The sequence below is a fragment of the Acinetobacter sp. ANC_7655 genome (genome assembly GCF_056784015.1).
In genome coordinates this window covers 139,154-152,051 of the sequence record NZ_JBWYJB010000008.1, presented here as the reverse complement: position 1 = coordinate 152,051, position 12,898 = coordinate 139,154, and the positions used below count along the sequence as shown (strand labels likewise).

16 protein-coding genes are annotated in these 12,898 nt (G+C 38.4%); 5 read left to right on the top strand and 11 right to left on the bottom strand.

Annotated elements, in window-relative coordinates:
- The 7 genes from AC1M9N_RS10150 to AC1M9N_RS10120 form a co-directional block, all read right to left on the bottom strand.
- A partial coding sequence (locus AC1M9N_RS10150) for a GA-like domain-containing protein (RefSeq protein ID WP_481954698.1) occupies positions 1–1,936 on the bottom strand: 1,936 nt, incomplete at its 3' end.
- 653 nt (positions 1,937–2,589) lie between these two features.
- Positions 2,590–3,063, bottom strand: a complete 474-nt coding sequence (gene lysM / locus AC1M9N_RS10145) for a peptidoglycan-binding protein LysM (RefSeq protein ID WP_481590517.1) — start codon at positions 3,061–3,063, stop codon at positions 2,590–2,592.
- Between the two features lie 197 nt (positions 3,064–3,260).
- Positions 3,261–3,497: an acyl carrier protein gene (gene acpP / locus AC1M9N_RS10140; protein WP_035269198.1), complete on the bottom strand. Its 237-nt coding sequence runs from the start codon at positions 3,495–3,497 to the stop codon at positions 3,261–3,263.
- Positions 3,498–3,581: 84 nt separating this feature from the next.
- Positions 3,582–4,316, bottom strand: a complete 735-nt coding sequence (fabG, locus tag AC1M9N_RS10135) for a 3-oxoacyl-ACP reductase FabG (RefSeq protein WP_481589204.1) — start codon at positions 4,314–4,316, stop codon at positions 3,582–3,584.
- The gene (fabD, locus tag AC1M9N_RS10130; protein ID WP_481952265.1) at positions 4,313–5,299 is read right to left on the bottom strand and encodes an ACP S-malonyltransferase; all 987 of its coding nucleotides are present in this window, start codon (positions 5,297–5,299) and stop codon (positions 4,313–4,315) included. The genes fabG and fabD overlap by 4 nt, the downstream gene beginning before the upstream one ends.
- Before the next feature lie 213 nt (positions 5,300–5,512).
- Positions 5,513–5,698 (bottom strand): 50S ribosomal protein L32, encoded by a 186-nt coding sequence (gene rpmF, locus AC1M9N_RS10125; protein ID WP_035269206.1) that lies wholly within the window; start codon positions 5,696–5,698, stop codon positions 5,513–5,515.
- A gap of 77 nt (positions 5,699–5,775) precedes the next feature.
- Complete coding sequence (locus tag AC1M9N_RS10120; RefSeq protein WP_179999015.1) at positions 5,776–6,333, bottom strand: YceD family protein; 558 nt, start codon at positions 6,331–6,333, stop codon at positions 5,776–5,778.
- Positions 6,334–6,430: 97 nt separating this feature from the next.
- Between AC1M9N_RS10120 and AC1M9N_RS10115 the strand changes: the two genes are divergently transcribed.
- The gene (locus AC1M9N_RS10115; RefSeq protein WP_180028321.1) at positions 6,431–7,093 is read left to right on the top strand and encodes an elongation factor P hydroxylase; all 663 of its coding nucleotides are present in this window, start codon (positions 6,431–6,433) and stop codon (positions 7,091–7,093) included.
- 81 nt (positions 7,094–7,174) lie between these two features.
- A complete protein-coding gene (locus tag AC1M9N_RS10110; RefSeq protein WP_035269212.1) occupies positions 7,175–7,792 on the top strand; it encodes an L-threonylcarbamoyladenylate synthase in 618 nt (205 codons plus the stop codon).
- Between the two features lie 32 nt (positions 7,793–7,824).
- Here AC1M9N_RS10110 and AC1M9N_RS10105 read toward each other — a convergent pair whose 3' ends face one another.
- Complete coding sequence (locus tag AC1M9N_RS10105; protein ID WP_481954703.1) at positions 7,825–8,250, bottom strand: GNAT family N-acetyltransferase; 426 nt, start codon at positions 8,248–8,250, stop codon at positions 7,825–7,827.
- A gap of 12 nt (positions 8,251–8,262) precedes the next feature.
- On the bottom strand, positions 8,263–8,556 hold the full coding sequence (locus AC1M9N_RS10100) for a hypothetical protein (protein WP_481954697.1): 294 nt from the start codon (positions 8,554–8,556) through the stop codon (positions 8,263–8,265).
- Positions 8,557–8,837: 281 nt separating this feature from the next.
- Here AC1M9N_RS10100 and AC1M9N_RS10095 point away from each other — a divergent pair, with 281 nt between their 5' ends.
- From AC1M9N_RS10095 to rluB, 3 genes are read left to right on the top strand one after another with little or no spacing between them, the layout of a single operon-like run.
- Positions 8,838–9,629, top strand: coding sequence for a segregation and condensation protein A (locus tag AC1M9N_RS10095; RefSeq protein WP_481954696.1), 792 nt, complete (start codon positions 8,838–8,840; stop codon positions 9,627–9,629).
- A complete protein-coding gene (scpB, locus tag AC1M9N_RS10090; protein ID WP_035269219.1) occupies positions 9,626–10,216 on the top strand; it encodes an SMC-Scp complex subunit ScpB in 591 nt (196 codons plus the stop codon). Before AC1M9N_RS10095 ends, scpB begins: the two co-directional genes overlap by 4 nt.
- Positions 10,217–10,257: 41 nt before the next feature.
- On the top strand, positions 10,258–11,424 hold the full coding sequence (gene rluB, locus AC1M9N_RS10085; RefSeq protein ID WP_081403293.1) for a 23S rRNA pseudouridine(2605) synthase RluB: 1,167 nt from the start codon (positions 10,258–10,260) through the stop codon (positions 11,422–11,424).
- Positions 11,425–11,471: 47 nt separating this feature from the next.
- On the opposite strand, the gene bioD is transcribed toward rluB, so the two are convergent.
- Positions 11,472–12,116, bottom strand: coding sequence for a dethiobiotin synthase (bioD, locus tag AC1M9N_RS10080; RefSeq protein WP_481952267.1), 645 nt, complete (start codon positions 12,114–12,116; stop codon positions 11,472–11,474).
- A complete protein-coding gene (gene bioC / locus AC1M9N_RS10075) occupies positions 12,113–12,892 on the bottom strand; it encodes a malonyl-ACP O-methyltransferase BioC (RefSeq protein WP_481607901.1) in 780 nt (259 codons plus the stop codon). Before bioC ends, bioD begins: the two co-directional genes overlap by 4 nt.
- Positions 12,893–12,898 lie beyond the last annotated feature (6 nt).

Here is a 12,898-nt window from a genome sequence, read left to right as displayed (position 1 = left end):
TTGGTAAGATGATGTCGACTAGATCATCTAAGCGTGCATCCAATGCGTCTTTGTCTGCTCCTTCTGGAAGTGCATCAACTTTCGCTTGTGCATCTTCTTTAGCAGTAAGCGCATCATCACGTGCTTGAGTCAGCTCAGTAAGTTCTGTTGGCGTGATTAAACCATCTGATTCGGCATCTGCTAGTGCTTGCTCTGCCTCAGCATATGCTGCTTCAGCCGCCTCTACTGCCTCTGTTGCTTCTTCAAGTGTAATATCTTCGCCGTCTGGTACGCCATCACCATCTGCATCATTGACTTCAGGTAAGTCAATATTTACAAGAGCATCTAGACGATCTTGTAAACCATCTTTAATCGCTCCATTTGGCAATACATTTACCTTATCTTGAGCAACTTCTTTTGCATCAAGTGCAGCCTGTACTTTCTGTTCAAGAATACTGAGTTCAAGCGGGTTAATTAAGCCATCTTTTTGAGCCAAAGCTAAATTATTAAGAGCTTCAGCATATTTAGCTTCAGCTTCTTCTACAGCTGACTGCGCTTCCTGAATCGCTTCTGGTAAGCCATCTACAATGCCATCACCATCTGCGTCATTTACTTCAGGCAAACTTATGTCAGTCAGATCATCTAATCGATTTTGAAAGGCATCTTTCTGTTCCTGAACAGATTCAGGTAGAGCATTTACTTTACTTTGAGCAGTTGACTTAGCAATTTGTGCCTGCTCTAAAGCATTCTGTAAAGCATTAAGCTCTGTTGGATTAATTAATCCATCACGATTTGCAACAGTTAAAGCATTTTCAGCAGCTGCATACTTTGCTTCAGCCTCCGCAACAGCCAACTCTGCTTCAATGAGTGCTTCAGCGATATCATCTACGATACCATCATCATTTTCATCATTAATTTCAGGTAGAATGATATCCACTAAATCTTCAAGACGTTCCTGCAAAGCATCTTTTTGAGATTGAACTGATTCTGGTAATAAATTTGTTTTAGTTTCTGCTAAGGCTTTGGCACTCTCGAAAGCCTCTTTAGCTTGATCTAATTCCGCTCTTTCAGCAGGTGTAATCAGGCCGTTTTCATTCTTCTCTAAAATTAAATCTTTTAATGCTTCGTACGCTTGTTCAGCATTGGCTACAGCTTCTTCAGCATCTAGTAAAGCTTGCTCGAGATCATCTGGTACACCATCACCATTTTGATCATTAATTGCTGGCAACTCTTCATCAACCAAATCATCTAGTCGATCTTGTAAATCAGATTTTGCCTCGCCATCTACCAAGTTATCGACTTTATCTTGAGCAGCATCTTTAGCATCCTTCGCATCTTGTAATGCTTCCTCTAATTCAGCTTTTTCCTCGGGAGTAATTAACCCATCATTTAATTTATCTTCAATCAAATCTTTAAGATCTTGATAAGCTTTCTCTGCATCATTAACGAGCTGTTTTGCTTCTTCTAATTCATCGTTAATTGGTGGTTCTGGTTCCGGCGATACAGAATTAGATTTTTTATCAGAATCACTCATATTATCTGCAATAGCAACTACTCCAGCAGCTAATCCCCCTGCAATTAACCATGGAGTTAACCCTGTCAAAGCTGTACTTGAGTTTCCAGCGATAAGTGCTGAAATATCATCAATTGGATAATATTTAATAGTCGAAGCTATTTCATTGGCAGCATCTGTGAACTCAACCCAATAAAGCTGACCATTGTCATTAAATAAAATATTATGACTATTTAAGGGATCGTCAAAATAACTTTCTACAACTAATTGTTCGCCATTTTTAAAATTAATAACTAAAGAATTTCCTTCTTTCTGAAAATTTAAGACCTCTTCGATTGATGCATCAATTTTCACAATTGAGTTCTGGTTTAATACGATTTTATTAGCAGTAGTCTTTTCTAAAACCGCCCCATCGTTTTTTGATAGTATTTCTAAATTTTTCATGACGTCACCCAGTATTATTAAGATATTCTTTAACCCTCTATTTTTTTATCAGATTGAGAATCAATGTAAACGTCATAAAAAGTCAGTTGAAAATCAACAAAAATTCATAGTTAAAAAAAAATTTTTACACCCCATTCGAGATTCTTAAAGCAATGTTTTTATTGAAAATATTAATTTTTGAAAAAAATCACTATTTATAAATTAATTGTGAAAAAAATATCAATATTTATCTTTTTATATAAATTAGACACAAAATTTTTAAATATTGCAAAAAAATACCAGAAACAAAATTACACTATTAATTAATTAAAGTTACATAATAAAACCCAATGAAACAATATTTTATCTCTTGAAACAAATTAAATTTTATTTATTTTCAAACACTTATTTTTACTAATTTATTTTTCCTATATAAAACATAAGGTTGGAATTAATAGTTTATTTCAATTTTTTTATTCTTATTACTTCGAAATAACTTAAAAAATGGCCAAAAACACCATTGCAATGTGGAAGTTAAAATATATTTATAGAAATTTTCCAGCCGTTAAAATATTGTTTTATATTGATAATTTAAAAATCAGTTTTAAGTTATTAAGTTACTTTAAAATCAAAAACCGAGATTTAAATCTCGGTCTTTTAGATTCATTGATATTTTAGTTTGGAATTCTTAGAACCTGTCCCGGGAAAATATCATCGGCATTTTTAAGTAATGGTCGGTTTGCTTCAAAAATTTTGTTGTACTGATTTGCATCACCATAAAACTCTTTAGAAATTTTTGAAAGATTATCCCCTGATTTTACTGTATAGAATTTACTTTCAGGCTCTGGAGATGAAACAGTAAGTTGGTCATCGACTTGAGCAACATGATCAATATTTCCCACAGCCAAGATGATCTTTTCACGATCTGCTTGAGTTTGCACTTGTCCTTTTACAGTCGCTAAATCACTGCTTGCATTATAAGTCACAGACAGTCCTGTTACTGGTAAGCCAAGTGATTTAATATGCCCCAATAATTTATTCGCAACTTCTTGAGCAGATGGCTCTGCTGGCGTTGCTGGTGTAGCTTGTTGCTCAGCCGGTGCGGTATTTTTTTTCCCAATACCTTTCACAAAATCAAAAAGACCCATTGTTATTCTCCTATTGTTATTTCAGTTTGGTGATCAAATAATTTAGATCCCTTAATTTTTATACAGAAGAACTATACCTAACGCCGTTATCTTTCTTAAACTTAAGGTAACTTAATGTAATATTGCAATTTAATCCTTAATAAAAAAAAGCCACCATAAAGGTAGCTTTTAAGTTCGAAAAGAACTGAATCTGATGATTAAGCTAATTTCTTAGTTACATAATCGATAGCAGATTGAACAGTTGTAATTTCGTTAGAGTCTTCATCAGGAATAGTAATGTCGAAATCATTTTCGAAAGACATTACAAGCTCAACTAGATCTAGAGAGTCAGCACCTAAGTCATCCATGAAAGATGCTTCGTTTTTAATCTCTTCAGCTTTTAAGCCAAGTTGTTCAGCTACTGCTTGTTTGATACGTTGTTCGATATCGCTCACAGGAATTCTCCTCATTGCTTGTGGCGGCGTATAATGCCTATAGTTTAATTGAATCTTGATATATTTGAAAGTTTATACATCGCATTACGCCATGTATAAACCGCCATTCACGTGTAATACCGTACCAGTAATGTAACTTGCTTTATCAGAAGCAAGGAAACTTACTGCATTTGCGATATCTTGAGGCTGACCAAAACGGTTCAATGCCACTTGATCACTCATTTTTTTCTGAATTTCATCACTTAACTGTTCAGTCATCTCAGTTGCAATAAATCCAGGCGCGATACTATTGACAGTAATTTGACGACTGCCCATTTCTTTAGCCAAACTCCGGCTAAAAGCTTCAATCCCAGCCTTCGCAGCTGAATAATTTGCTTGACCTGGATTTGCAAAATGCGCAACGACAGAACTAATATTGATAATTCGTCCAAATCTCGCTTTCGTCATACCTTTCAATACACGTTTAGAGAGACGGAACACTGCTTTAAGATGAATATTTTGGATATCATCCCAATCATCTTCAGACATACGAAGCAGTAGATTATCTTTTGTGATACCTGCATTATTCACAAGAACAAGTACAGGACCAAAACTTTGTTCAATATCTGTAATGAGTGCATCAATTGCAGCTCCATCACGAACATCGAGTACTTTTCCTGCACCATGTTCAGCAAATTGTGTAGATAATTTTTCAGCACCAGAATCAGATGTAGCCGTACCTACAACAAAAAAGCCATCTTCGATCAGCTGTTGTGCAATCGCAGCACCAATACCACGGCTTGCACCTGTCACTAACGCGACTTTACGTTCCTGCGTCATGCAATTTTCCCTTCTGCAACTAATACAGTATTTAAAGCATCTTCTAAACGAGATTTAGTATCTAAAGGCAATGCTTTTTCAACATGTGCTAGACGTTTTGCTAAATTTGTTAATACATTCCCAGGACCACATTCAACAACATAGCTCACATCTTGATCAGCCAATACTTGAAGTGTTTTAGTCCATTGGACAGACTCATAAAGTTGTGATGTCAACGCTGTACGCAATTCATCAACACTGTCAGCCACTTGTGCATTGACATTTTGAATCACTGGAATGCGAGGTAATTGAATATCAACATCTGCTAAAGCTTTGGCAAACTCTGCTGCCGCTGGCTTCATTAATGAACAATGTGATGGTACTGATACTGGTAACGCAATTGCTTTTGCACCTTGCTCTTTTACCAAAGCCATTAACGCTTCAACTCGTGCAGTATCACCTGCCACCACAACTTGACCCTGTGCATTATAGTTTGCAGCCTCCACCGAACCCTCACCTTGAGCGGTGACTTGAGCACACAGTTCTACAACCTTAGCATCATCAAGACCAAGAATCGCAGCCATAGCACCTTGACCCTGAGGGACAGCATCTTGCATCAACTTACCGCGTAAGTTCACCAATTTAACTGCATCTTTTAAGCTTAAAGATTCTGCAGCAACCAATGCACTGTATTCACCCAGTGAATGTCCCGCTAAATATTTAGGAACGACACCACCAAGCTCTAACCATACACGCCATAAAGCAATGCTTGCTGTGAGCAGTACTGGTTGTGTAAATTCAGTTTGGTTTAACCCTTCACCACTTTGCGCAATGTGCCATAAATCAAAGCCGAGTGCTTCAGAAGCTTCAGCAAACGTTTCTTGCACACTACTAAACTGTTCTGCAAGCTCCGCTAACATTCCTGCTTTTTGAGAACCCTGTCCAGGAAAAACAAATGCAGTTTTGGTCGCAAGAACGGCTTGCTCGAGGCGTTTAGCAGACATATAAAAATCCTTTATTCAGAGCTTGACTATTCAATTTTGATTCATTTCGATCATCTTGAACATCAAACTCAAGTCTTAACTGATTTGATGGAGCGAAATTTATCATTAAAAAAAAGCTTTGGTAATTGCCAAATACAACAAAAAATAGAAATAAAAAAAGGGAGCTTACGCTCCCATTTTTTCTACTAAGCTTGACGCTTAATACATCACCAATTATTCAGCATCAGCTGCTTTAGCGAATAATTGGCGACCACGGTAGACACCATCTTTAGTTACGTGGTGACGACGGTGAGTTTCACCAGTCGTTTGGTCTACTGTTAATGCATTCTCGGTTAAAGCGTCATGTGAACGGCGCATGTCACGGCGAGAGCGACTTTTACGGTTTTGCTGAACGGCCATGATGGCTCCTTACAAAGATCGAAAAAATGGATCAGAACAAATTCGATTGTCTTATACCTAAGAGTATAACACAAAAATTAGTTAAGTTTACCCTTCAAAGCTGCCAAAACACCAAACGGATTATCTCGTTTTTCTTCAACAACTTCTTCTTGGGCAGGTTGATGCTTATGCTCACAAGACTCATGTCTTGGTGACAAAGGAATCAACAATAACAATTCATCTTCTATGAGAGAAAGTAAATCAGCGGTTGCAGGTGCATCAAATGAACCTTTTGTCGTTGCTTCACTCTCACCTAAGACGATGAAATCAGCATCCTCATCCAAGCGCTCTATCAGTGACTCATCATCGACTAAAGCCAGATGAAAGTCCAATTCGAGAGGTAATTCAACAGTATCCAAACAACGTTGGCATTCCATTGGAACCTTCGTTTCAACACTACCATCAAGCCAAACGATACGATGATACGCATCCATTGATAGCTTACAGTCTATATTGATCAATTGATTATCAATTGACCCAACAGCTTCACGGGATATACGAACAAAGCGCGACAATGGCAGTGTACCTGACCATGTGAAGCCCTGTTCAGCCCATTTAAACGGCTCAATCTGTGCCGGAAAGGTATTTGCTGACATAATTAAGGCGGCAATTCTACAAATTCATAAGTACTCTGTCAAAGATTAAGATACAATTTTGCACTTATTCAGACAGATCATTTGGGTTAATCAAGTCATGCATCAGTTGCAGCCGCAACCTGAAGTCACAACTTCATTACAGTTACACTATCCTTCGACCTCAAATTTGACCGATCACTTAGACCGCGTGCAACTCGCACCTTGGGTAAATCTGCAAACAGAAGCTCAACAGGTAGACTGGCTTATCTTACACTTTAATCATTGGTTTTCCCACTTAAATGTCACATTAGTCAAAGGCGACTTTGAACCTGAATACTTCCCTGCCTCAGACCAACAACCCGCTCGCATCCAATTCGCACATGGATTTTTCAATAGTGCTTTACATGAGATAAGTCATTGGACAATCGCAGGAGATCATCGTCGTACTCTTCCTGATCTTGGCTACTGGTATGCACCAGATGGTCGAACCGCTGAACAACAAGCCCTATTTGAACAAGTCGAAATTAAACCTCAAGCAATAGAATGGATGTTTGCCACAGCCTTTGGTCGAAAATTCCGCGTTTCTCTGGACAATTTAACGGGTGAAGGTGGTGATGGACAGTCTTTTAAAGACAATGTTTATGCTCAAGTACAGCGCTATTTTTCAGGTGACGCTCAGCTTCCAAGAGATGCTCAACACTTTATTCAGTGCATCTGTAAGTGTCTCAGAAGTGGCAAAACATTACATTTGGATGAATTTTCTCGTGCATCGCTAGATTAAGTCTAGTAAATATATATTCATGACATTGAAGTGCATGTCTATGCACGCAATAATACGAAAAAATAATCAGGAGAAAATAAAATGCTTCATTTAAGAGTACATCCTGACAATCCACAATCTCGACTTATTACTCAAGCAGTAGAAAGAATACGTGCAGGCGATGTCGTGGTTTATCCAACAGATGCGGCCTATGCCATCGGATGCCAAATTGGTAATAAGCAAGCAATGGAACGAATTGCTCAAATCCGTGATCTTGGTGCTAAGCATCAATATGCGATCTTATGTGCGGATCTCTCAGATATTGCAACGTATGCAAAAGTGGATAATGCAACTTATCGTCTGCTTAAAAATAATACACCTGCGATTACCACCTTTATTTTGCAAGCGACAAGTGAAGTCCCTCGTCGCTTGATGCACCCCAAAAAGAAAACCATTGGTTTACGTGTACCGAGCAACCCAGTCTGTCAAATGCTTCTTAAAGAGCTGGGTGAGCCTTTACTCACCAGCACCCTGATTCTTCCAGGTCAAACTGAGCCTTTGGATGATCCATATGAAATAGAACAACAATTAAGTAAAAGAATTGATGTTTTTATTGATAGTGGACTTGGTACATTAACCACAACAAGTATTGTTGATCTCTCAGGAAGTCAACCTGAAATTATCCGCCGTGGCGTGGGTGATGTGAGTGCTTTTGAGTAAAATGCCTCACCATTCATCTCGCTTTATTTAATTTACGCTGATTTTTCGTTATAAAATGCTTGGAGGGTCTTTATTTGTAGACCCTCTTGCGTAAAGTTGCTTGGTTCAAGCCAAGCTAAATAACTTTCTTTTAAAGTCAGCCACTCTTCATCCAACATTGAAAACCAAAGCGTGTTTCGGTTTCTTCCCTTGACCACTTTATGTTGTCTAAACATTCCTTCATATTGATAACCGAATCGTAGTGCGGCTTTTTTGGAAGCTAAGTTCAACTCATGACACTTCCACTCTATACGCCTAAATCCTAAAGTAAAACACTCATTCAACAGTAAAAATAATACTTCTGTAGCAGCTCTAGACCGTTTTAAATCTGCTGAGAAGTATACATTCCCAATTTCAACCACTCCATCATCCAACCCGATATTCATCAATGCGATCCACCCCATTGGTTTGTTCGCTATGCGAATAACATATTAAATATTCCCCTGTGTACCAAATTGTGATGAGAGTTTATATGACAAGTCTTCAATCGAAGTTGGCGCTTCGTAAGGCAAATAGGTAAAGCGTGAAATAAACTCGTCTGTAATCTTAATTGGGAATAGATTTCTCGCAAGCTCTTCAATATTTTCAATTAAATTTAAAGGATATAAATTTACATACTTTCCACTCAACGCTTTGAATGAGTTTATAGGGTGAGTACTTGAGTGAACTTTTATACCTACATTTTGTTCATATACATTTTGTTCTACTTTTTGAAAATTATTCATACTGTTTTACTTCTCATCGAATACACGCTAACAATGAATACCAGTTTACATTTATCAATTAAAACACTAAATACATCTATATAACCTTAAAAAATACTACCTATTTATTTCAAATTTTTTATCGTAAAACTGCGGATAAAGATATATTCAGCACTCGATTTAATTTAGAATACCCATATTGTTTTTATGCTATTCGAATCACTGTCCTTTTACTGATTTCGATATGTGATCTCCTGAATCGCCCAACATGCTTTTGAAAATTCGCGTGGCTAATAATTGTAATGACTCAAGCTATCCATAATCCCATGGACGCACTTCCACACATCCGTGTTTTAGATGAGTGGCAAGATACGATTCCTGAAGATTTATATATACCGCCTGCAGCATTCGAAATTCTATTAGAACATTTCGAAGGACCACTCGACTTTTTAATTTACCTCATCCAAAAAAATGGTTTCGATCTACTTCAGCTCGATATAGCTCCGATTGCAACGCAATATTTGTCATATATTGACAGTATGAAGTCACTCAATATTGAGTTAACCGCAGATTATATGGTGATGGCGGCTTTATTAGCAGATTTAAAATCACGCTTACTGCTGCCTAAACCTAAATCAATTCAAATTGAAAAAGATCCAAAACAAGAATTAATAGATCGTTTAGAGACATATTTAAGGATCAAGCAAGCTGCTGAGCGTCTCGGTCAAATGCCTATTTTGGACCGTGATACTTTTCTACCCAACGTTAGCCTTGGACAAATTAATAAAGTAAATGAAGGTTATGAAGCCTCTCTTCTGCGCGATGCTATGTTTTGTATTTTTAATCGCCCAGAGCCTGTTACACACCAGATTACTCAAGAACCTGTTTTGCTTGAAGAACGTATTGCCTATATTGAACAGATGACAAAATCAGGTGAGGTTTTGAAATTTGATCAACTTTTAAAACCAAGTCAAGGTCGCATGGGGTTAGTGGTGACGTTTATGGCAATATTAGAGCTAACACGTCAGCAAAAAGTTCAAATTATTGCATCAGGTATTGAAGCCCCGCTGGCAATTCAAGGGGTAATGATATGACCATTGATCAATCAAACTCCTTTCAAGTTGATGAGTTACACCACGAAGTGCTCATGCAGCTCGAAGCTATTATTTTTGCCAGTGAAGCGCCTGTTTCTATTGCACGCTTAAAAGAGGCATTTCAAAACCAATTTTCCAAACAACAACTGCGCGCCTATTTACAACAGCTTGCAGTGTTACAACACGGTCGTTCAATTGAGCTGACTGAAACAGCTCAAGGTTTTCGCTTTCAAGTTCGTGCTAAGTATCGACAAGTGATTGCACAAACTTGGCCAGAACGTCCAACTAAATTATCACCATCATTGTTAGAAACTCTAGCAGTGATTGCTTATCATCAGCCCGTTACCCGAGCCGATATTGAGCAAATTCGAGGAGTCACGAATAACAGTCAGCAACTCAGAACGTTATTCGATTGGAACTGGATTAAAGAGTCTGGTTTCCGGGAACTTCCAGGAAGACCCGCGTTGTTGGTTACAACGCCACAATTTTTAAATGCTTTTGGTTTAAGTGATTTAAATCAACTGCCTCCCCTACAGGATGCCAAGGAAGCTTTTATGGCATTGGATGCTCACGCACCCAAGTCGTAAATAGGTGAACTGTTGATGATTATTTCTAAGGTTATGCTGTTATGAGTGAAAAATTGCAAAAGGTATTGGCACGTGTAGGTTTGGGTTCTCGCCGCTATATGGAAGAAGTCATTGCTGCCGGTCGTGTTAGTGTCAACGGTCAAGTTGCTCAAGTAGGTGAACGTATCGAACCAACCGATGAGCTTCGTATCGATGGTCGTAAAGTACAGTTCCAAATTGAAGATGAAATCCGTCGTCGTGTATTGATTTACTACAAACCTGAAGGTGAAATCTGTTCACGTAACGACCCTGAAAATCGCCCAACTGTATTTGATCAATTACCATCAATTCCGGGTGATCGTTGGGTCATGGTTGGTCGTTTAGATATCAACTCAACAGGATTATTACTTTTCACAAACGATGGCGAGCTTGCAAACCGCTTAATGCATCCATCTAGTGAAATTGAACGCGAATACGCTGTACGTGTGATGGGTGAAGTGACCCCTCAACTGAAAAAGAACATGACAGATGGTGTCATGCTCGATGATGGTCCAGCAAAATTTGAGTCATTCTCTGAAATTGGTGGTGAAGGGATTAACCGTTGGTATCAAGTGGTTGTAAAAGAAGGACGTAACCGTGAAGTACGCCGCATCTTTGAATCACAAGGCTTGAAAGTCAGCCGTCTATTACGTACACGTTATGGTACAGTCATTCTGCCACGTGAATTACGTACAGGTCGTTGGATTGAACTTGATAAAAATGACATTGATAACTTAACTAAGTCTGTTGAGCTCAAACCACGTCAAGGTACTGGTCTTTACGGTATGGCGAAACGCCGCAATGAACGTATGCAAGAGAAACCACTTGCAGCACGTCGTGGTGGTTATTTACGCCAACAACGCCGTGACGAAGGCGAGCATCAAGAACCACGCCGTGACTTCCGTCAAGGTGGTGCTGATCAAAGCCGCAGTGATAATCGATTTAACAATCGCGCACCGCGTCAAGAAGGCTCAGAAAACCGTTTCAATGCACGTGCGCCACGTCAAGAAGGCTTTGAGAATCGATTCAACAATCGTGCCCCTCGCACTGAAAATCAGGATTTCCGCAATAAGCGTCCTGAAAACAAAGGTGAAGTAAACGGCAATTCTGTTGATTACAAACCACGTAATGAAAATAAATTTGGTCAACGCAAACCTTTTGGTATTAACAAAGGCTTTAAGAAGTTCTAATTTTTTAAATCCCTAAAAAAACCGCTCAATAGAGCGGTTTTTTTCATTTATTCAATAAAAGGAATATCAATCCATTTAGCAGATGGAAAATGTTGCGATAAATACTTTTTTAAGTAGGCAGATGTATCACGTGAAATAAGCTCAGCGTCAGATTCAGCATTCAAATTATATGCTAGAGCATATAACTCAAGCCCACGATGCTTCAGTGCCTCTAAGCTCAACAAAGTATGGTTGATGCTTCCCAAACGCCCCGAACTCACCAAAATTATGGGATATTTTTTATCCACTAAATAATCAATGGTTAAATATTGTGTTGTTAGAGGGACCATCAAGCCACCCGCCCCTTCAAGCAAAACAACTTCATATGAAGAGGACAACTGTTGAGTCGCTTGTTCAATTTTAGCGAAATCAATACTTCGCCCATCTATACGTGTCGCTAAGTGAGGCGATGCAGGATAACTGAAAATTTCAGGCATAGTGAGTTTTTGAGTATCTTCCTCTAACCAACCACATCCCATAATTTCACGATGTTTTTCAATATCTTCAGAAACATCCACATTACCCGTTTGAATTAATTTCTGAGTAATGACATTCCGCCCTTGTTCACGCCAAATTTTTGCCAAATAACCAGTGACGTATGTTTTTCCAATTCCAGTATCAATACCGCTCACAAAGTAGATTTGAGCACTCATGACTTACTCCGTGCGATAAAAAATATAGGGTGATACGTTAAAGGATAGACAAGATTCTCTTGCTCATCAGTCGCAATAAATTGTCGGTAACCTAGATAAAACTGATTCAAACTTTCCTTCGTCCAACGAAACCCCTGTGAGGTTGCAGTCACACCTGTGGCCTGTAAATGTTTTAGGACCAATTTTGGGTGCGCGAAGTGTAATTGAGCCAATTGTTGTTCACAGTGCATCACTTCAAATCCGTTCTGCTCTAGTAAGCTTTTAATTTGGCTTTGATCAAAATATTTTAATCCTTGTCCAGTTAAGGATTTAATTTCTTTTAAGTTCTGAGGCCCATAAGTTGAAAAGCAAAAATAACCATTGGGCTTTAAAGCCGAATAAATTTTCTGTATCAATCTTTCAAACTCAGACATCCACTGTAATGCAGAGCTTGAGGCACATAAATCAAGGTCTTTGGGTAACTCAATTTTTTCGACATCACCAATACGCCACTCGACAGGCTGATGATGACTGATGGTATGCTCAACATCAGCATATAAATCATTCAAAATGACTTGATCCATTTTAAAATGATGAAACATCTCTTGAGTTAGATTTCCAGTTCCACATCCAATTTCAAATACTTTAGCAAGCTCAGAAGATGAAACATAAAGACGCATCAGCTCGCTTAAATGCTTCGCTACATTTTGTTGAATACGTGCCTGATCTGCATAAGTCCAATGCGATTTTGCAAATCGAGTAGCAATCATTTCTTTTTGAATAAATTTGTTCAACATAGAGTC

What these genes read in the sequence shown, in the direction of transcription:
- lysM (WP_481590517.1), bottom strand. Translation starts at nt 3,063, where the DNA reads ATGGGTCTTTTTGATTTTGTGAAAGGTATTGGGAAAAAAAATACCGCA.
- fabG (WP_481589204.1), bottom strand. Translation starts at nt 4,316, where the DNA reads ATGACGCAGGAACGTAAAGTCGCGTTAGTGACAGGTGCAAGCCGTGGT.
- fabD (WP_481952265.1), bottom strand. Translation starts at nt 5,299, where the DNA reads ATGTCTGCTAAACGCCTCGAGCAAGCCGTTCTTGCGACCAAAACTGCA.
- rpmF (WP_035269206.1), bottom strand. Translation starts at nt 5,698, where the DNA reads ATGGCCGTTCAGCAAAACCGTAAAAGTCGCTCTCGCCGTGACATGCGC.
- AC1M9N_RS10120 (WP_179999015.1), bottom strand. Translation starts at nt 6,333, where the DNA reads ATGTCAGCAAATACCTTTCCGGCACAGATTGAGCCGTTTAAATGGGCT.
- AC1M9N_RS10115 (WP_180028321.1), top strand. Translation starts at nt 6,431, where the DNA reads ATGCATCAGTTGCAGCCGCAACCTGAAGTCACAACTTCATTACAGTTA.
- AC1M9N_RS10110 (WP_035269212.1), top strand. Translation starts at nt 7,175, where the DNA reads ATGCTTCATTTAAGAGTACATCCTGACAATCCACAATCTCGACTTATT.
- AC1M9N_RS10100 (WP_481954697.1), bottom strand. Translation starts at nt 8,556, where the DNA reads ATGAATAATTTTCAAAAAGTAGAACAAAATGTATATGAACAAAATGTA.
- AC1M9N_RS10095 (WP_481954696.1), top strand. Translation starts at nt 8,838, where the DNA reads ATGACTCAAGCTATCCATAATCCCATGGACGCACTTCCACACATCCGT.
- scpB (WP_035269219.1), top strand. Translation starts at nt 9,626, where the DNA reads ATGACCATTGATCAATCAAACTCCTTTCAAGTTGATGAGTTACACCAC.
- rluB (WP_081403293.1), top strand. Translation starts at nt 10,258, where the DNA reads ATGAGTGAAAAATTGCAAAAGGTATTGGCACGTGTAGGTTTGGGTTCT.
- bioD (WP_481952267.1), bottom strand. Translation starts at nt 12,116, where the DNA reads ATGAGTGCTCAAATCTACTTTGTGAGCGGTATTGATACTGGAATTGGA.
- bioC (WP_481607901.1), bottom strand. Translation starts at nt 12,892, where the DNA reads ATGTTGAACAAATTTATTCAAAAAGAAATGATTGCTACTCGATTTGCA.